The organism is Rhodococcus oxybenzonivorans, assembly GCF_003130705.1.
Lineage (GTDB): Bacteria > Actinomycetota > Actinomycetes > Mycobacteriales > Mycobacteriaceae > Rhodococcus_F > Rhodococcus_F oxybenzonivorans.
In genome coordinates this window covers 155,578-173,569 of record NZ_CP021354.1, presented here as the reverse complement: position 1 = coordinate 173,569, position 17,992 = coordinate 155,578, and the positions used below count along the sequence as shown (strand labels likewise).

Here is a 17,992-nt window from a genome sequence, read left to right as displayed (position 1 = left end):
GACAAATACCTTTCGATCCACGCGACACCGAACCTGGCCAACCGATCCCCACCACACCACCCGCACCACCGTGAAAGTGACCGTTGGCAGCGTCGTCGAGCATCCGGTCCAACCCTGCCCACGTTTCCCGCACACCCGAACCGCGATCCTTCTACACCCGATACACGACCCCGCAGGCGCTCTCGCGCAACATCTTCTCCTGATTGGCGAGCGAGGACTCCCGCCCAGTCGAGCCGGACACCCGGCAGTACAACGCTTCCACCCGGTCGACCGAAACCTGGTCAGGGGCAGATCGGCCGAGATAGGCGTCGAGGTCAGCGCGATCGAAGACTCATTGACCGGAACCCTGTACCCCGTGAGGGCAAGCGGCCTTCCGACGCGGCCTTGCGAACTCCCACGACTGACACTTCAGCTACACCGCGGCCTCACCCATTCACATGAAACGGAGAGTAGCAGACAGGATTAGGAGGTATCAGAGACTACGTCAACTGTTGAGAGACTACGGCGGGCGGCTCAACTTGCCTGCGAAGAATTTTGCCGGTCGGTCCTTTTGGGAGGCTGGGGACAAACCAAATCTGCCGGGGGTACTTGTACGCGGCGAGCCTGGCGCGAACGAACTCGATTATCTCAGACGGCTCGACCTGCTCTCCGCGTTTGAGTGATACGGCAGCTCCGATTTGTTCCCCGAGATGCGTGTGTTTGATACCTATAACAGCTGCCTCGGCAACAGCTGGATGCTCGTACAAAACCTCTTCCACTTCGCGTGGGTACACGTTGTAACCACCTCGAATAATGATGTCCTTTTTTCGATCAACGATGCTGTAGTAGCCATCGCTATCTCGTGTGGCGATGTCTCCTGTGCGGAACCAGCCGTCGCTTATGGCCTCCGCGGTGGCAGCCGGACGAGCCCAGTATCCCTTCATCACGTTCTCACCGCGGATTTGGATTTCTCCTGCCTCATCACAGCCGACAATTTCGTTGTCGTCGTCGTCGACTAGTCGCAGCGTGCATCCGCGCACGGGAATCCCGATCGTGCCAGCTTTGCGCGGGTATCCGGGTTGGTTGAAGCAAGCAATGGGTGCGGTTTCAGAAAGTCCGTACCCCTCGTATATCTCGCATTCGAACTTTCGTTCGAACGCTTTGAGGACCTCGACAGGCATCGGCGCTCCCCCTACGATGCAGCAGCGGAGATGGGATAGCTCGGCGGAGTCGGCGTCAGGAGAGTTGAGCATCGCGGAGTACATGGTGGGGACCCCTTCGAGGACTGTAACCTCATCTCGAATCAGGACACGCAGGGCTGATTCCGCATCGAACTTGGGGATCAGAGTCAGGAGGGCTCCTGACTTCACCGCGGCATTCAGTCCACAGGTTAGGCCGAACACGTGGAACAGTGGCAGGCACCCCAAGATGACGTCATTGGGCCCGGTTCGAATCAGAGTCTCGGCAGTCGTCGAAGCATTGGTCGACATATTCTCGTGAGTGAGTTCCGCTCCCTTAGGACTTCCCGTCGTCCCAGAGGTATAGAGAAGAACTGCGGTGTCGTCGCGGCTACGCTCCACAGGTTCATTGATCGGGTTCCCGGTCAGATCAGCGTCACTCGGACCACGGTCGTCGACCAAGAGCGCGGGAATCTTCTTTGCTAGTGCGGCTTTCGCAACCAGCTCCCCGCGAGATCGCGAGCCATAGATGAGAGCCATCCCAGAGTCTTCCAAGTAATATGTGATCTCCCGGTCCTTGAGCATGGGGTTGATCGGAACTGCGACGGCGCCCGCCATCAGAATCCCGTAGAAGATGATCGGAAACGCAGGGACGTTCGGCAGTACGATACCGACCCGATCGCCGGATCGAATACCTCGCGAATGCAGGTCGCCCGCCACTGCCGCAGCGGCACGGTGGAACTCTGAGTAATTCAAGGTGGTTTCATCAAGCCGGATCGCGGGTCGATCGCCTAGTTGCCGAGCAGTCTCGACGAGATTGTTTGCGAGATTTGATGACATCGAACGACTTCTCCTGGATTGGCGTGGCGTCAGGAGGCTACGGATGCGCCGGCGCTTCGGGACATGAGGGACCGTCGCGCAAGTGAGCGAACCGACCTGAATTACGAGTTACGAGATACCCCGCGAGCGGGTTGCGCGGGCGTGCCGATGAACATTGCCCGTCGCGGTTCACGTACGTACAATATAGACGATGTGTCGAGTATGATCAACGTGCAGTCGAGATACTTAGCCAGATGTTTGCCTATGTAACGGGGAGGAGGGTCGACGTGGCGCTGTGCCGTCGATGGGTGACGCTCGTGCGGGCCACGAGCCCTGCACGCAAGGCTCATGGGCTGACGTGGGTCGAATCGCGTAATGGGTGCCGCGTCACCAATTTCGCACCAGTCGTCGACTTGCTACATGAACATTAAGTCGGATCGGCATGCCAACTTGGTCAAGACGTACCTGGAAATTCGCCCCGATTGTTTTACCGAACTGCCGTGCAATCCGAGCGGCCGTCTCGGGCGATGCTGCGGTGCATATCGTGTACGGACGTCATGCCCCCGGCTACATTTGCAGGTTGATCTAGCCTAGTCTGTAGCCATGGCGACTTCGTTCTCAAACGGTCTCAACGCATCCGAACCTCGGACTGGTAGGCGCAATCTCAAGGGTGACATGCGCGAGCAAGCAATCCTCGAGGGTGCTTACGAGATTCTGCGCACCGAGCCGTTACGAAACGTGTCGATCGACGACCTTGCCAAGAGGGCGGGGTTGTCGCGTTCATCCTTCTATTTCTATTTCGAATCTAAATGGCAGGTTCTCTCGGCGCTTCTATCGAGTGTGACTGCCGATGTGTTCACTGCATCATCGATGATCTTCGAGCGACCTCCTGGAATTTCTCCAGAGGCTGCCATTGAGCATGCAGTGTCGGAGGTCATGGTCGTGTGGGAGCGGCATGGACATGTACTCCGCGAGGTCGGTGATGCAGCGGCGGCCGAACCCACTTTGCAGGCCCAGTGGGACAAAATACTGGGTCGCTTTATCGATGCCGCGGCCGCTGCGATCGAGCGCGACAGAGCTACGGGTGTGGCTATTGATGGGCCACCGGCTCGTTCACTGGCGGCAGCGCTAATGTGGATGGGCGAACGAAACCTGGGACTTATGAGCATGCGAAGCGAGAATGCAATTCGCACCGAAGACATGGTTGAGACGGTCACCACAGTGTGGCTCAGAACGGTATTTGGTTTGGAATGGAGAGGCCGTTCGAAGAGCGATTAGTTCGGGTCGTTCAGTGCAATCGCAGCGAACTGGTTAAAAGAACCGGTTCGCTGCGATCGATTTGTTCTATTCAGCTTTGTCTCGCATGGAAAATGCGGGCCTTCAGGAAGTGTGTTCTCTTCCAGTTGAAGGTACGTCGAGTTGTTACTGCGGTTGATCGGCGGCCATCTTTGCCATATTCAGTCCTGGCATAAGCATATGGCCACCGTCAACGTGCATCTCGAGTCCGGTTGTCCAACGAGACTCGTCGGACGCGAGCCAAAGCACCGCTTCGCTCATGGCCCGTGGTGGGAGCAACCCGACATCGCGAAGGGTAGACCAGTACTTCGCGCCTTCAAGGTCTTCTTTCACACCCTGACCGGGCCCTTTACCTGCACAGAGATCATATCCGCCCTGCCAGTCGAGGGCTGGAGTATCAGTCGGCCCTGGGAGCAAGATATTGACTCGAATTCCGTACTGACCGAACTCGAGCGCAGCGCTTTTCGCCAGCCCTATAACGCCGTGCTTCGACGCGACATAGTGGGCGTAATGGGGTGATCCCTCCACGCCGTTGCCGGAAGAGGTAACGATGATTGAACCGCCGCCCCGTTCCTTGATCGCCGGCGACACTGCCTTCAAGGTGCGCCACACTCCGGTGATATTGACGTCCAGAACAGCTGTGAACTCGTCTTCAGGGATATCGTGGAACGGGTGTACGGTCCAGATCCCGGCGTTGGCGACCGCAACGTCCAGACCACCGAATGCCTTGACGCCATCAGCAACCAGTTTGTCGAGCGACGACTGCTTCCGGACATCTCCCTCGTGTGCAATGATTCGTCGTCCCAGTGCTTCTACCTCTTTAACTGTGATCTGGAGGTCATCAGCTGATCCGGTCGGGTACGGGAGCCCGGTGTCCGGCGGACAGTCGATGGCGAGGATATTGGCGCCCTCCTCAGCGAGCCGGATTGCGTGCGCCCGTCCCATTCCACGTGCCGCACCTGTTACCAGGGCGACCTTTCCGTCCATGCGTCCCATTGGTCTCTCCTCTTGTGAGTGTGAATCGGATTGGTTGTGCTTCCCGGTCGATCGGCGTACCGGGTGACCGCTTGTGTACATGGAATTGCCAACTCGCGGTGCAGTTCTGGTCCCGGTTTCTCACCCCACATTCACAAATGGTGGAAGGCACTCGGGAGGCAGCGTTCGCAGCGCTATAGTGTGCTTTCGGTCGGGGTTATGAGCTGTAGCAGTACGTCGATTCCAGGTGGCTCCGTCCATACATGCTCTGAGTCGGCGATGAGGAAAGGAGCTCCGATCGGGTCCGGTCGTCCGGGCCCGCGGATCGTGCATCCAGCGAGATCGAGCTCTCGCGCGTTTCCGTCGAACCGCAACGCAATGTGGTCGAGCTTTGCCGAGGCTCGGCCCAGCGCGAGATCGAGAACCTTTGGATCGTCGATGGTGTACAGCTCGATATTGGCCGACGCTATGGCGAGAAACGTCGCGCGGATGGCGAGAGAGGGTGCCTCGAAAGTATGCGCGATGCTGACGTTGAATCTGCTCTGCCAACGAGTGGTGGCCAACTCGAGGTCGCGGACAAGTATCCCCACATGATCCAGCCGCGGAGCGCTTCCTTCCCGAGCATCTTCGGAAGGCGAGGATGGGGAGCGATTGATCATCGTCATTGATGCCTCGCGGCGACGAAATGAGGAGACACGCCCATTCGGGGTTCAGTCCAACGTTGGGTGACCACCTTGGACTTGGTGTAGAAGCGATATGCATCGTAGTTGAGGCCGTCATCGCCAAATCGCGAGTCGCCCCAACCTCCGAATCCGAACCAAGAGATCGGAACTGGAATGGGAACGTTGATCCCAACGCTTCCGGCCTGGACGCTGTGAGCGAACCGGCGACCGGCCACTCCACTTGCGGTGAAGATGGTCGCACCATTGCCATATGGGCTGGCGTTCACAATGCGAAGTGCTTCGTCGAGATCATCGACGCGCACCACACTCAGAATCGGTCCGAACACCTCCTTCTGATAGAGGTCGCTGTCGACGCTTACGTTGTCGACTAAGCTCGGGCCGATAAAATAGCCGGCCTCGGACGTTAGGTTGACACGGCCGTCTACGACGACATTTGCGCCTTGGCTAGGTGCCGCCTCCAACGCACCTCTGACTCGTTCGATGGCGACCTCTGAGATGAGCGGCCCCATGTCGGTGCCTTCCACATTCCCCGGTCCGGTACGGAAGGCTGTGGCCCGCTCAGCGGTCTTGGCAACTAGCTCGTCCGCGACTTCTCCCACCGCTACCGCGATGGGCACGGCCATGCATCGCTGACCGGCGGCGCCGTATGCAGCCGACGCCAGCGCGTCCGCCGCTGCGTCCAGGTCGGCGTCAGGCATGACGACCATATGGTTGTTCGCTCCACCCAGTGCCTGAACCTTCTTGCCGGCAGCGGCGGATCGGCTGTAGATCTCACGCGCAACCGGCGTGGAGCCCACAAAGGAAATGGCAGCGACGTCCGGGTGTTCGATCAACGCGTTCACCGCGTCAACGCCACCGTGCACGACGTTGAAGACACCGTCGGGTAGCTCGGCTTCGGCGAGCAGTTGCGCTAGCCGCACCGAGGCGGATGGCACCCTCTCGCTCGGTTTGAGCACGAACGAGTTACCGCAGGCGATCGCAGCCGCGAACATTGACACCGGCACCATGATGGGGAAGTTGAATGGGGTGATACCAGCACACACTCCGAGCGGCTGGCGGAACGAGTATGTGTCGACTCCTCTGGAGACCTGTTCTGCGTACTCACCTTTGAGGTGCTGTACTACAGATATCGCAACTTCGACAGCTTCGACAGAACGGGCGACCTCCCCTCTCGCGTCTGCGAGGGTTTTCCCCTGCTCCGAGGTGATGATCGATGCAAGCTCTTCACTGTGTTCAAGCATCAGGGCGCGGAAGCGGTGGAGAGTGGTCGCGCGGACGGGGGCCGGGGTCGAAGCCCAGGCCCCCGCAGCGCTTCGGGCGCTGGTGACAGCCGCGTCGACGACAGCAGCGCCTCCCAGCTCAACAAGCCTCAGTACGTGACCCGTGGCTGGATCGACAACCTCCGACCTCCGCCCGTTCGTCGAGCCGGAGGGGGCGCCAGCGATCCAGTGCGGCACCGTTGCAAGATGGACATCGTTTGTAGTCACAGAAACTCCATAGTCACGAAGAGGCGAGTTGATTGCTTTGTGGCCGCTTAAGCTTTGGCGTCCCGGGGGTGCGGCAACTCTGGGAACATCTCCAAGCCATAGTTCGTCTTGAGATTCTCAACCTCTGCGGCTAGCTGTTCCGGAGTGCGCAATTCGCGATCGCGCGCTTCGTAGAAGTACTTGTCGATGCCGCCGCCAGGTTCGAATCCGCTGCTCTCGGGACCCGGAACGAAGATCACAAGAATCCTCGCCTCTTCTCCGACTACCTCGTAGGTATGCCGCTGATCCTTACGCCCCCACACGAATTGACCTGCTCCTGCATTGTAGGACCCGGCTTCGGTGTGGATCTTGATTTCACCGTCCATCACGAAGAAGCCTTCCTCTTCGCGGTGATGGATGTGCCAGACCGGCTCGGTTCCGCGGACCCAGTTGGTCTCGATGATGATCAGCTGACCATTGGTGGTTTCACCGGTCGCATGAATCCAGAAATCCACACCGGTCATGAAGTCGCCGGTCATGTTGAAATGCACATCGCTGCGGTGGGAGACGTAGCTCTCGCCGTCTCGGTTTGTCGTGGGTTGAATCTGGTCGACATCGGACTTCGTGACCATGAGGGTCCCTTTCGTTGCTTGCCGTGGTGATGAGTGACGTCACGGCTCGGACATTTTTGAGATTAGACTCACAGTCGAGAAGAGTCAACACTATGTCGGTTAATCGAAAACCGGCAGCTCAGAGCTGGCGATAGCGGGGCGGGCCAGTGCTGGGAAGACCGCCGGTGCGCATTACTCGACACTATGTTGACGAACGCCAACGCTAAGTGCAGAGTTGACACACCGGCGTGTGCCCCGACTAGTCGAGGGTCGTACGCATCTGACAGCGGCTGTGGAGGAGACGACTGGTGAGTTCGCTACGAGAGCGCGTAGGTGCCGCGACGAACATCTATGCAGGACATTCATGAGTAATCTGCACCCTCAGGTACTCGAGTTGCTGGCATCCCTGTCAACGAACCCGCCGGCGCAGCCGTGGGAAGTATCCATCGCCGCTTACAGGGCGGTCGGCGAAAAGTTGATCGGCTTGGCGGGTGATCTCAATCCACATTGCGATGTGAGGGACTTAGAGATTCCCCTCCGCGGAAGGGTAGTGAAGGCCCGGAGTTACTCTCCGAAAGGCGCAACCACAGCAATGCCGGGTGTCGTGTACTTCCACGGTGGCGGTTTCGTCAGGGGCGGCCTCGAGTCTCATGACCGACTGTGTCGCGAGTTGAGCGTCCAGGGCGCTCTCCGCGTGATCTCGGTGGCGTATCGCCTTGCGCCCGAAAACACCTATCCAAGCGCTCACGCAGATGCGATCGAATCTTTTTGCTGGGTAGCCGATCGTTCTGACGAGCTGAGAATTGATGGCGAGGCGCTGGCCGTTGCTGGAGACTCCTCTGGGGGGATGCTCGCTGCGGCGACCGCAGCGATTCTCAGTGCACGTACTTACGGTGCATCGGTCAAGGCGCAGGGGCTTCTGTGCCCAGTGCTGGATCTGACCTCGAGTAGTGACTCTGTGAACCGATACGGGTCGGCGCCTCTTCTTTCGCGTGCCGCACTCGAATGGTGTATCGATCAGTACGTGCCCGACGTGGGGCTTCGGGAGTCGCCGGAAGTCTCGCCGTTGTTCAGTACGAATCTGAACAACGCCCCGCCTGCGCTCATCGTCAACGCAGAGATTGACCCAGTCTCAGATGATGCCAGTCGATATGCATCTAAATTGCAGGCTTCGGGCGTTGCAGTCGTCCAGCGCGAGTATGCGGGCATGCCTCACAGCTTCTTTCTACTAGCCGGCGTGGTGGATGAGGGAAAGCGTGCTATTACTGGCTTCGCGGAAGGGTTGTCTAGGTTGCTGCGCTAGGTGATCTGAAGCGTGGGGTCGACGGTAGTTATAGCGGACGTTCCATACGACGACGGCCTCTGGTCGTTGGGTTTCGCTGATCCAGTCGCGGGAGTGGAGGAACCCCTCGGGGAGAATCCGGTTGTAGCGCTCGACCTTGCCATTGTGTTGTGGGTGTAGGGCCGGATGAACTGGTGACGGGTACGGGAGATGCCCATTTCGGTAGCGACGTGGGTGATTGGGTGCGTGCGGCAGCTTTCGACGAGTCGGCGTCAGCTTTGACGCAGAGGTGGCTGGGCTGCCGTCTCGCGATCGAACGCCCGGTACCGCCGAGCGACTGTGTGCCCCTTCAGATCGACCAGTCGAGGACTGTTCGGCGGTTGAGGTAGGCGTCATCCATCAGCTCGAGAATGTCCAGAACGGGAGGCGGCCTGCATACCGTTCGAGCAGTGCTGCAGTGACGCGCTCCATCGACCCAACCGTTCCTCGGTGGATCATGACGGGGCGGTGTTCGCCGCCGTCTGCGCCGACATAGGTGAGACCGAATCGTTGGGGCTGATTGAAGTCGAGTTGCACGGTGGCAGTGGTTTCCTCACGGCCGCGTTCGTCCTGAACCTGTAGATCGAGTTTGGGCGTAAAACGCAGCCTCACCCGGGGCTTCGGCCAATTTCAGTCCATGCTCGTCAAGGACAGACTGCCCGGCGGTGCGAAGGTTCTCCTGGGCATGCTCCCTCTGGGCCTCGGTGCCGAGCCATGTCGAGGAGTTGTCTCTCGTCGACAGTCGGACTTAATCGACGGGAAGCCCCAAGAGTTCCTGAGCACGCAGTGCTGCCCGCAGCCCAAGTTCAGCTTAGTGGAGGACCCGGTCCGGTCTGCAGAAGACGTGAGTGTGGTCGAGGTTGATCTGCCGGACGCGACTCAAACCAGATACAACACCGGAACGTCGGCTCGGAACATGGAGGCGAGCTCGTTGAATCCAAGGGGCAGTTCACGATATGAGTGTTGAGTCGATGCATAGATCAACGCGTGATGAGGACAGTTCGCTGGCCGCAGCATCAGCTCGTCGCCGTCCATGCGCATGGCGGGGAACATGTCCTGACTGAATTTGCTCAGATGGCCGGAACGCTCGTACAGCGCCCCCCTTCCCGAGCACCGGCGAGAACACGCCGAGACAGACATCGGCGGACGCAAGTTCCTTGGCCAGCTTCTGCCAAGTCAAGTCCGTCGACGTCCAATACAACGTCATGACCCGCAACAACTAGCTACGCCGTCATCACCCATCACAGCGGCTCGGTTTCGCTAAGAGGCGGCGTGGCTTACTTGGCGGTCAATGCCACGCTTTCCAACTTCGCCCGAGAGCGGCGGGCCGCACCTCACACTTACATGTGATGTGCGGCCCGCCGGCTGCAGTCCCGGTTCCTCCTACTGCAGGCCTACGCGAAAGACCTGAAACTCGATGACGGGTCCGGGTGTAATTCGCCCTTGCCCCACGAAGATAGTCTGGTTGACCCAGCCGTACCTATCGTCCCCGCACTCGAGGCGCGGAGTAGTGACAAAGTAGTGGTCGCCGAAGTTCGTGCTCGAGTCCCCGCCGGTCAAGGCGGCTGCAGCGGCTTCGGTCACCTCAACCAGGCCCTGGTAGCTCATGTAGATGACGGCACCGTCGTCGGTATTGAACTGTGCGCGCACATCCAGCCGTCCGAATCCGTCATCTCCAGCCAGGAGCCAGTCACCGCCGCCGATGGCTGCTGTACCGCTCAGTCGATCACCCGTTACAGTGCCGCCGGTAACGGGGAGGACCTGCCGCACGCCGTACGGCCCAGGACCGACGACCTGCGGCGCAGCGAGTTCTGCGGTGTACGAAAATTCCGGGATGAGCTTCACTTGCTTACCTCCAGGCCTGCGGCTGCCATCACATGGGACATACCCTCCGCAATGACTTCGACGCCGAAGGCTTGTTCGACGATATTTGGATCGAAGTATTCGCGAATCAAGACCACCTTGCCGCCTCTGATTCGCATGTGTGTGCAGTACGTGTTCGCGTACACGTTTCCGTTCTGCCTCACGGTCGCCTCTCCGTGTAGCTCGAGCACAAACAGCTCGGGATCTGTCGTGTCGTGCACCACCAGCGAGTCGATCTTCAGGTCGGGCACGGACTTGAAGAACCAGTCGATGAAGTGGCCGATGAGTTGGCGGCCGGGGACCGACTTCGCGAGCGGCTCAGGGGCGAACGGCATCTCCCAAACAGCATCTTCCGCGAACCAGTCTTTCCAAGCCTCCAGCTCTTTCCCGGTCGGCGGCCCGCTATCGAGGTCGCCCCAAAAACCATTCACTACCTTGCGATTCTCCGCTTGTGTACTCACAGTCGCCTCCTTGGTGGGCTCTGGCGACGACTGATGTGCCAGCCGCCGTAGCCTCAAAGAATGCCCGTCCTGTCGGTGATAGTCAACAGTGTGTCGAACGCTATTCGGCCGACCCTCCACCGCACTGTGGACAGAGTGTTGACTATGATCAACTGTGAGTCTAATCTCAGGGTGGTCGGCCCAATGAGCGACGGGACAGAGTGCCCGCGAAGCCGCATTCCGGCGGGCTCGAGAGGCATTCCGCTTTGGCATTTATGCGCCCCTTAAGGAGATGTGATGAGTACTTTGACCAACCGGCTCTACCGATTGCGGAGTCGTCCGGAGGGGGAAGTAACTGCCGAAAATTTAGAATGGTTGGAAGAGCCGGTTGCCGATATCCTTGATGGGCAAGCGCTGATCCGAACGCACTACTTGTCGGTCGACCCCACAAATCGTGTGTGGATGAGTGCGATGCGTTCCTATATCCCCCCGGTCGAATTGAACGCCGTCATGCGCGGGGCCGGTGTGGGACGGGTCGTCGCCAGCCGACGTGACGATCTTCCTGTCGGCTCGTTTGTTGTGGGATTGACGGGCTGGCAGGACTATTGCGTCGCTGATGCAGCGACTGAGGACATGTCATTCACAGTCCTACCCGATCCGCTACCGGCCCCCCTCCCCGCGTTCGTCGGAGTCATGGGCCACACCGGAATATCGGCGTACCTCGGCGTTGAGTTCGGTGATCCTCGACCGGGAGAGACTTTCTTCGTATCCGCCGCGGCCGGAGCAGTGGGCTCTATTGCAGGTCAGCTCGCAAAGCGTCGGGGTGCCCGAGTGGTCGGTATCGCAGGTGGCGCCGAGAAATGTCGATACCTGGTGGAGGAGTTGGGGTTCGACGCTTGTATTGACCGACATGCTGGTGACTGGCAGAAGCAACTCGACGACGCCACACCTGAAGGTATCGACGTGGACTTCGAAAATGTTGGCGGCGAGATCATGGACCACGTTTTCGGCCGACTGAACATCGGGGCGCGAATCACGCTCTGCGGGCTGGTTTCCGAGTACAACGACTATAATGGAGATAACGCCCAACGCGGCCTACGTAATGTCAGTCAGCTGCTTATGCAGCGGGCAACTTTGCGAGGGTTCATCGTTTTCGATCACGTGGATCGGTACGCAGAGATCATTGGACAGCTGTCGCTGGCTCTCAGTGCCGGCACGCTGCGCTCCGCGGAGACCGTGGTCGACGGTCTGGAGCATGCGAGACATACCCTCAACCGCAGTCTCGCCGGCGAGAACAAAGGGAAGGTCGTGGTCAAGGTGATCACCGACTAACCGAACGACGGTAGATGGCTGGGCGTACCAGTCAAGTCGCGCCTGGCGCGCTTCTCCCTCATCGACTTGCCCGGCGATGCCCTGCTCGGCTGGCGGTTGAGCACTCGAGCCACCCGGCGCCGCTTCGCACCGGTCCTCTTGGACGATCCTCAGTGCGGCAATCGATTACCTCGGCTTCATGGTGTTCTTCCGCTTGCTGGCGCCTCATAGGCTTGACTCGACAAATGGGCCGCGACGCGGTCCATTTGTGGGGTGGCGAACCATCGGGTGGCGGCACGGTCGAAGTCGTCGTGGTATTCGGTGGCACTAGCTCAGGCCGCAACCCCGTCGGGTCATATGAGCCGAGCGGTGAGGCCACGATTATTGCGTACGGGACTGGCCACATACCGGATTCGGGGCCTGCCCATCTCTGCACTGCGTGCCCCGAACCTGCAGTCAACGGTGGGGTCGAGTGCCATGCCGGTGCCCGCGTGGAGTAGTCCACAAAGTACGTTCCGTCGGCGAGGCAAAAGTCGGGGCACTACTGAGGCTGTAGCAAAAGAACTCCCTCCCGCCAACGCCGCCATCAACCAGGGCCTGCCGGAGATAGTGGGAACCGTGTACTGAGACTAACGTCCCATGCGAACACCCCGCCTGGTTCTACTCCCCCTGGGAGTGGACACCCCGACAATGGTCCGTAGGAGTTCCGCCGGGGACGCGGTCGCTTTGTATCGTGCAGGCGGCACTCGTATCTACGGGGCCGTGGCCTCGGACCTCGGCATCAGCGGCGAGACGCTGCGGACCTGGGAAAAGGTGAACAAGGCCACGAACAAGACGTTGACTAATTCGCCTCCCCGAGGGACGACGCAACACATCGGTCGCGCCGACCAGCAGGCTAAGTCACGGTCGCCCTCATTCTCGTTAACGCCGACCGAGATCGACACCACGGAGAACCGAATGGATACCTACGACCATGCGTTGTTGGGCTTCGCCCTACGGTGGAGCGGCTATGGTGGCGGTGACGATTACATCTTCACTGAGTTCGGAATTCCCCCCAGAGTTTTCTACCAACGCGTGCTGTGGATGGTGGAAAAGCGACTCGCCTCCGACCTCGACCTGACCATGAGACAGCAACTTCGGGAACACTGCCTCGCGAAGTTAACGTCGTTTCAAGAACCGCGATGACAGCGTGAAAGCCGACGCAGCAGCATTGTGGCGAACTGGCCGCCTGGCGCCCGCAACGTATGGCGCCCACTGCAACCGCCCGCATCGGCACACCCATAGACCCCAAATCAACCGTGACTGCACGGCAACTCCCGACCAGCTGGGCGGGCAATGGGTGCCGAACCAGGTGGTGTCGGAGAAGGGCAACTGCCCGCAACCGGGAGATCGAGTCTGCAACCGCAGCCGGTAGCGCAGGCAGATCGGAAGCAACGGGGGCTCCCATTCCCGATCGCGAAAACCTACAGAAACCAGCGCCCAACGGCATGACACTGGTTTCGTGCGCGTCGCGGTCGTCGGGGGCAGGGTCGTCGGTAGTCACCCGTCTACCCCCAGGCCATCACCAGCCGGTTGTCAACACTTCCGTGACGGTCGTGGTGTCAAGACCCGGCATCTCAGCGGTCCAGGATGCCGTTGACGAAATCCTGTGCGTCGGCCTGCGAAGCCCCGATGGTTGCCCGGTGGTCCGCACCCTCGTAAGTCACGTACTCGAGTTCATTCCCCCTGTCCCGCAACGTCTTCACCATCAGATCTGTCGACGGCTTGGCCACCACCCTGTCACCGGAGCTCTGCGTGACCAGCGTCGGAACCCGGACGTCCACCTGCGAGGGCTCCTGACGCGTCAGGAACTCCGTGAGCGGCCCCAGATCGGCGTCCGGACGGAAAACCTGCCCGGCGGGTACCGGTGGCACCTTGCGAATGTCGTCGAGGCAGCCGGTCCGCGCGGCGGCGAGCAGGGGCTGGGCCTGCTCGGTCAGCAATGCCGACGGGTCGATGGATGGGTCCGCAGCCTGCGCCCCGAGAAGAATCAGCGGTAGGAACGCCTCCGCCGCTTCGATACCGGGCACACCGGACCGGAAGTACTGAGGTGTCTGGTCGAGGCCGCTGCCCGGCGCGATCGCCACCGCACCCTTCAGCTCGAGTTCCGGTGCCCGCTCCCCGGCCTGGGCGGCAGTGAACAGCGCCGCCTGCCCACCCTGACTGTGCCCGACCACGAACCACTGCGAGCCGACCGACGGATCCAACTCACGCGCGGCCCGCACGATGTCGACGACGGCGTTGACCTCGGTGTCACCGTTGACATACGGATGAATACCCGGCGTACCCAGCCCGTGGTAGTCGGTGCGGACCACGACGAAACCCTGCTCGACCCAGTCGTCGAGGGAGGCGTCGACCTCGGTCAGATAAGCGTGGGTGGGGCCGCCCGGGAAGTCCGCCGACGGCGCGCAGGCGTCGGCCACACCGGTGGTGCCGTGCGCCCAGCTGATCACCGGGTACCCGCCCTCGGGTGCCGGTGTGCGCGGCAATGCGACGGTGCCCGACACCACCACGGGATCACCGTTCACGTCCTGCGAGGTGTAGGTGATCAGCTCGTTGCGGGCGGCCCTCGGCAAGGCCGGAGCATCGGTCACCGCACTGGACGTGAGCAATTGGCCCGCCCGGAGCACATCCGGGTCCGTCGTCGTCTCGGAGGGCTCGGTCGAGCACGCAGCGCCGGTGAGCACGACGAGAGCCGCCACCGCCCCGAACCCGGTACGCGCCGAGTTCATGAGAACGCTGCCAGTGGTTCGGACCCGGACCAGTCGTGGCCCCAGTAGCTGTCGGCGGTGATTTCCTCAGCGGTGTAATATGTTTCGTCCACGAGCATGCCCTCGGTGCCGAACTCGAGGTCCCAACCGCCGGGAGCCCGCACATAGAACGAGACCATCCGATCATTCGTGTGGCGGCCCAGTGTCGAGGAGATCGAGAATCCTAGCTTGCCGAGCCGGTCGAGCGCCTGGCCGACGGCGTCGAGGGTGTCGACCTCCGTCATCAGATGCACCATGCCTGGTTCGCCGCCGTGCGGCGCCGGGCAAAGCGCGAGACTGTGGTGGCGCTGATTGACTCCCATGAACCGGACCCGGCGGGCGGGACCGGGGGCGTCGGGCGGCCCGAGGCGGATGGCACCGCGCGGCAGGAAACCGAGCACCTCGGTGTAGAACGTGTAGGCCTCCTCGAACGCCGGGGTCGGGAGCACCACATGTCCCAGCCCCTGTGCGCCGGTGACGAACCGGCCACCGTGGGGGGTGACCACCGGACTGTGGTCGAGAACCGGCCCGAAGAACACTTCCACCCGCGTCCCGGACGGGTCGTCGAACGCGATGACCTGCTCGGCATCGCGGTACCGTGCCTCGTCCTCGGACAGAACGTCGACGGCGACACCCGACTTCTCGACCTGCTCACGCACCCGTTGCAGGGCGAACTGGTCGCGCACCTCCCACCCCACGGCCAAAGCCTTGTCCTTCTTGCCGGGCAGCACGATCAGTCGGGCACGCCGCTCGTCGAGTCGCAGGTACAGGCCGTCCGGCTCGGGGCCGGAACCCACCGCCATGCCCAGCCCGTCCACCACCAACTCGCGCCAGCGCGGCACGTCCGTCGTCTGGATCCGGAGGTAGCCGAGTCCTCGAATGTCTGTCATGGAGAATCCCTTTCCTGGGGGCGGCTCCGCCACCCGTGAGTGGTTGACGAGTCTCTGGACTCCTTAACCACTCACGGGCGCGGAGCGCCTAGATCATGGAGCGGTGCACACCCTGCGGTTCGCCGCCGAGCTGGGTGAGTGCGGAAGAGTGGTAGATGGACCCCGGCACGTGGATGGCGTGGGAGAGTCCGGCGTGGGCGTCGCGCCAGAATCGCTGCATCGGCGTGCTGAGCTGCAGCGCACCGCCGCCCGAGCGGGCGAAGATTTCGTCGACTGCTCGGACCGCACGCCAGGCGGCCGCTGTCTGGGTGCGCCTGCCGATGGCACGCAGCTCGAACGTGACGTCCTGCCCCTTTTCCGTCATGTCCCAGAACCGGTCGACCGTCTCGAGAACGGCTGCGCGGGACGCCGCGATTTCCGCGGCCGCCTCGCCGATCGCGAACAGTACGTATGGATCTTCTTTGATGGCGGTGCCGGAGACGGTGACGCGTTCGCGTTGCGCGTTGAGGTGGCACGCCAGCGCGCCTTCGGCGATGCCGATCAGCGAGGAGGTGATCCCGAGCGGGAAGATGCACGAGAACGGGAAGTTGTAGAGCGTCTGGGTACGTCCGAACTCCTTCGGCGCGGACCCGTCGAACACCTTGTCCGCCTGCAGCGTCCGGTGCTGCGGAATGAACGTGTCCTTCACGATCAGATCCTTCGACCCGGTGCCGCGCAGGCCCACGACGTTCCAGCTGTCCTGGTCGATGTCGTAGTCCGAGCGGGGCAGGAGCACGTGCAGGATCTTCGGCGGCATCACCCGGTTACCGTCGGCATCACCGACTGCGGCGCCGATCATGATCCAGCCGCAGTGGTCGGTGCCCGACGAGAACGACCAGCGTCCGTTGAGGACGTAGCCACCCTCGGTCGGCACGGCGACACCCATCGGCGCGTACGGGGAGGCCATCCACATGTCGGGGTCTGCGCCCCACACCTCGTCCTGGGCCTTGCGGTCGAAGAACGCCAGTTCCCACGGGTGGACGCCGACGATGCCGCTGACCCACCCGGCTGCGCCGTCGATGGCACCGATCCCCATCGCGGTCTCCGCGAATTCGCGCGGATGGGCTTCGTGGCCGCCGTACTCCTTGGGTTGCAGCATCCGCATCACCCCGGAGTCGCGCAACCGCTTGGCGGAGGTGTCCGACAGGCGCATCAGCTTGTCACCTTCGGCGCCTTCCGCGCGGAGTTCGTCCGCGAACTGTTCGATCCTGTCAAGAACCTGACCCATGATGATCTCGGCTTTCTGGTTTCGGCACCCGGTCAGGCGCCTAGGCGGACTTCTTCTCGGCAACAGCGGCGCTCGCGGCCTGCCGGTCCGCGAGACCGAGCGCGATTTCGATCAGCTGGTCCTCCTGCCCGCCGATCAATTTGCGGCGGCCGGCCTCGATGAGGATTTCCGCACCGGACACCCCGTACCGGCGGGCGTGCGCATCGGCGTGCTTGAGGAAGCTCGAGTAGACGCCCGCGTATCCCATCGTGAGGGACAGCCGGTCGAGAAGGCAATCGTCGTCCATGATCGGCCGCACCACGTCCTCGGCGGCGTCGATGATCTTCAGAGTGTCGATGCCGGTGCGGATTCCGAGCTTCTCGGTGACGGCAGCGAAGGCCTCGACCGGAGTGTTACCCGCGCCTGCGCCGAAGCGCCGGGTGGACCCGTCGATCTGCAACGCGCCGGCTTCGACGGCGAGCACGGAGTTGGCGACGCCGAGGCCGAGGTTCTCATGTCCGTGGAAGCCGACCTGTGCGTCGTCCCCCAGCTCGGACACCAGCGCGGCGACCCGGTCGCTGACACCGTTCATGATGAGCGCACCCGCCGAGTCCACCACGTAGACGCATTGGCAGCCGGCGTCGGCCATGATCCGGGCCTGCATCGCGAGCGCTTCGGGCGGCTGGCTGTGCGACATCATCAGGAAGCCGACGGTTTCGAGCCCGAGGTCGCGGGCGAGCCCGAAGTGCTGGACGGAGATGTCGGCCTCCGTGCAGTGGGTCGCGATGCGGCAGATGCGCGCACCGTTGTCGGCGGCCTCCCGGATGTCGGACTGGACACCCAGCCCGGGGAGCATGAGGAACGCGATCTGGGCCTGCTTCGCCGTCTCCACTGCGGCCTTGATCAGCTCCTGCTCCGGGGTGTGGCTGAAGCCGTAGTTGAACGAGGAACCGCCGAGCCCGTCACCGTGGGTGACCTCGATGACGGGAACGCCGGCGGCATCGAGTGCCCCGACGATGGAGCGGACGTGGTCGACGGTGAACTGGTGCCGCTTGGCATGGGAACCGTCGCGCAGGGACGAGTCCGTCACCCGGATGTCGAGATCGGCGCTGTAAGGCATCGGTA

At 61.7% G+C, this 17,992-nt stretch carries 16 protein-coding genes and 1 pseudogene; 4 read left to right on the top strand and 13 right to left on the bottom strand.

Annotated elements, in window-relative coordinates:
- Nucleotides 1–479: 479 nt before the first annotated feature.
- Nucleotides 480–1,997, bottom strand: coding sequence for a long-chain-fatty-acid--CoA ligase (locus tag CBI38_RS00865; RefSeq protein WP_109325611.1), 1,518 nt, complete (start codon nucleotides 1,995–1,997; stop codon nucleotides 480–482).
- Between the two features lie 582 nt (nucleotides 1,998–2,579).
- Between CBI38_RS00865 and CBI38_RS00860 the strand changes: the two genes are divergently transcribed.
- Complete coding sequence (locus tag CBI38_RS00860) at nucleotides 2,580–3,254, top strand: TetR/AcrR family transcriptional regulator (protein ID WP_109325610.1); 675 nt, start codon at nucleotides 2,580–2,582, stop codon at nucleotides 3,252–3,254.
- A 144-nt stretch (nucleotides 3,255–3,398) separates the two neighbouring features.
- On the opposite strand, the gene CBI38_RS00855 is transcribed toward CBI38_RS00860, so the two are convergent.
- The 4 genes from CBI38_RS00855 to CBI38_RS00840 form a co-directional block, all read right to left on the bottom strand.
- The gene (locus CBI38_RS00855; protein ID WP_109325609.1) at nucleotides 3,399–4,268 is read right to left on the bottom strand and encodes a mycofactocin-coupled SDR family oxidoreductase; all 870 of its coding nucleotides are present in this window, start codon (nucleotides 4,266–4,268) and stop codon (nucleotides 3,399–3,401) included.
- Nucleotides 4,269–4,441: 173 nt separating this feature from the next.
- Nucleotides 4,442–4,912 carry a VOC family protein gene (locus CBI38_RS00850; protein ID WP_230990038.1) on the bottom strand — a complete coding sequence of 157 codons (471 nt, stop codon included), beginning with the start codon at nucleotides 4,910–4,912 and terminating at the stop codon, nucleotides 4,442–4,444.
- Complete coding sequence (locus tag CBI38_RS00845; RefSeq protein ID WP_109325607.1) at nucleotides 4,909–6,417, bottom strand: CoA-acylating methylmalonate-semialdehyde dehydrogenase; 1,509 nt, start codon at nucleotides 6,415–6,417, stop codon at nucleotides 4,909–4,911. Before CBI38_RS00845 ends, CBI38_RS00850 begins: the two co-directional genes overlap by 4 nt.
- 47 nt (nucleotides 6,418–6,464) lie before the next feature.
- Nucleotides 6,465–6,935 (bottom strand): cupin domain-containing protein, encoded by a 471-nt coding sequence (locus CBI38_RS00840; RefSeq protein WP_230990037.1) that lies wholly within the window; start codon nucleotides 6,933–6,935, stop codon nucleotides 6,465–6,467.
- A gap of 436 nt (nucleotides 6,936–7,371) precedes the next feature.
- Between CBI38_RS00840 and CBI38_RS00835 the strand changes: the two genes are divergently transcribed.
- On the top strand, nucleotides 7,372–8,310 hold the full coding sequence (locus CBI38_RS00835; RefSeq protein WP_109325605.1) for an alpha/beta hydrolase: 939 nt from the start codon (nucleotides 7,372–7,374) through the stop codon (nucleotides 8,308–8,310).
- Between the two features lie 6 nt (nucleotides 8,311–8,316).
- Here the strand turns inward: CBI38_RS00835 and CBI38_RS38730 are convergent.
- The 4 genes and pseudogenes from CBI38_RS38730 to CBI38_RS00815 all read right to left on the bottom strand — a co-directional run.
- Nucleotides 8,317–8,489, bottom strand: a pseudogene (locus CBI38_RS38730) (integrase core domain-containing protein); the annotation flags it as partial.
- Between the two features lie 199 nt (nucleotides 8,490–8,688).
- Nucleotides 8,689–8,940 carry an aminoacyl--tRNA ligase-related protein gene (locus CBI38_RS38310; protein ID WP_204164859.1) on the bottom strand — a complete coding sequence of 84 codons (252 nt, stop codon included), beginning with the start codon at nucleotides 8,938–8,940 and terminating at the stop codon, nucleotides 8,689–8,691.
- Nucleotides 8,941–9,711: 771 nt separating this feature from the next.
- Nucleotides 9,712–10,173: a DUF3237 domain-containing protein gene (locus tag CBI38_RS00820; protein WP_109325603.1), complete on the bottom strand. Its 462-nt coding sequence runs from the start codon at nucleotides 10,171–10,173 to the stop codon at nucleotides 9,712–9,714.
- Entirely contained in the window at nucleotides 10,170–10,652 is a 483-nt protein-coding gene (locus tag CBI38_RS00815) for a nuclear transport factor 2 family protein (RefSeq protein ID WP_109325598.1), read from the bottom strand. The genes CBI38_RS00820 and CBI38_RS00815 overlap by 4 nt, the downstream gene beginning before the upstream one ends.
- 276 nt (nucleotides 10,653–10,928) lie before the next feature.
- On the opposite strand from CBI38_RS00815, the gene CBI38_RS00810 reads away from it, so the two are divergent.
- On the top strand, nucleotides 10,929–11,963 hold the full coding sequence (locus tag CBI38_RS00810) for an NADP-dependent oxidoreductase (protein WP_109325597.1): 1,035 nt from the start codon (nucleotides 10,929–10,931) through the stop codon (nucleotides 11,961–11,963).
- Nucleotides 11,964–12,704: 741 nt separating this feature from the next.
- Nucleotides 12,705–13,127 carry a ubiquitin family protein gene (locus CBI38_RS38725; RefSeq protein WP_230990304.1) on the top strand — a complete coding sequence of 141 codons (423 nt, stop codon included), beginning with the start codon at nucleotides 12,705–12,707 and terminating at the stop codon, nucleotides 13,125–13,127.
- A gap of 431 nt (nucleotides 13,128–13,558) precedes the next feature.
- Here CBI38_RS38725 and CBI38_RS00800 read toward each other — a convergent pair whose 3' ends face one another.
- From CBI38_RS00800 to dmpG, 4 genes are all read right to left on the bottom strand, one after another.
- Nucleotides 13,559–14,713 (bottom strand): alpha/beta hydrolase family protein, encoded by a 1,155-nt coding sequence (locus tag CBI38_RS00800; RefSeq protein WP_109325596.1) that lies wholly within the window; start codon nucleotides 14,711–14,713, stop codon nucleotides 13,559–13,561.
- The gene (bphC, locus tag CBI38_RS00795) at nucleotides 14,710–15,621 is read right to left on the bottom strand and encodes a biphenyl-2,3-diol 1,2-dioxygenase (RefSeq protein ID WP_109325589.1); all 912 of its coding nucleotides are present in this window, start codon (nucleotides 15,619–15,621) and stop codon (nucleotides 14,710–14,712) included. The genes CBI38_RS00800 and bphC overlap by 4 nt, the downstream gene beginning before the upstream one ends.
- An 88-nt stretch (nucleotides 15,622–15,709) precedes the next feature.
- Nucleotides 15,710–16,888, bottom strand: coding sequence for an acyl-CoA dehydrogenase family protein (locus tag CBI38_RS00790; RefSeq protein ID WP_109325588.1), 1,179 nt, complete (start codon nucleotides 16,886–16,888; stop codon nucleotides 15,710–15,712).
- 40 nt (nucleotides 16,889–16,928) lie between these two features.
- Nucleotides 16,929–17,987 carry a 4-hydroxy-2-oxovalerate aldolase gene (gene dmpG, locus CBI38_RS00785; RefSeq protein ID WP_109325586.1) on the bottom strand — a complete coding sequence of 353 codons (1,059 nt, stop codon included), beginning with the start codon at nucleotides 17,985–17,987 and terminating at the stop codon, nucleotides 16,929–16,931.
- Nucleotides 17,988–17,992: the final 5 nt, after the last annotated feature.

What these genes read in the sequence shown, in the direction of transcription:
- CBI38_RS00865 (WP_109325611.1), bottom strand. Translation starts at nt 1,997, where the DNA reads ATGTCATCAAATCTCGCAAACAATCTCGTCGAGACTGCTCGGCAACTA.
- CBI38_RS00860 (WP_109325610.1), top strand. Translation starts at nt 2,580, where the DNA reads ATGGCGACTTCGTTCTCAAACGGTCTCAACGCATCCGAACCTCGGACT.
- CBI38_RS00855 (WP_109325609.1), bottom strand. Translation starts at nt 4,268, where the DNA reads ATGGGACGCATGGACGGAAAGGTCGCCCTGGTAACAGGTGCGGCACGT.
- CBI38_RS00850 (WP_230990038.1), bottom strand. Translation starts at nt 4,912, where the DNA reads ATGACGATGATCAATCGCTCCCCATCCTCGCCTTCCGAAGATGCTCGG.
- CBI38_RS00840 (WP_230990037.1), bottom strand. Translation starts at nt 6,935, where the DNA reads ATGACCGGCGACTTCATGACCGGTGTGGATTTCTGGATTCATGCGACC.
- CBI38_RS00835 (WP_109325605.1), top strand. Translation starts at nt 7,372, where the DNA reads ATGAGTAATCTGCACCCTCAGGTACTCGAGTTGCTGGCATCCCTGTCA.
- CBI38_RS00810 (WP_109325597.1), top strand. Translation starts at nt 10,929, where the DNA reads ATGAGTACTTTGACCAACCGGCTCTACCGATTGCGGAGTCGTCCGGAG.
- CBI38_RS00800 (WP_109325596.1), bottom strand. Translation starts at nt 14,713, where the DNA reads ATGAACTCGGCGCGTACCGGGTTCGGGGCGGTGGCGGCTCTCGTCGTG.
- bphC (WP_109325589.1), bottom strand. Translation starts at nt 15,621, where the DNA reads ATGACAGACATTCGAGGACTCGGCTACCTCCGGATCCAGACGACGGAC.
- CBI38_RS00790 (WP_109325588.1), bottom strand. Translation starts at nt 16,888, where the DNA reads ATGGGTCAGGTTCTTGACAGGATCGAACAGTTCGCGGACGAACTCCGC.
- dmpG (WP_109325586.1), bottom strand. Translation starts at nt 17,987, where the DNA reads ATGCCTTACAGCGCCGATCTCGACATCCGGGTGACGGACTCGTCCCTG.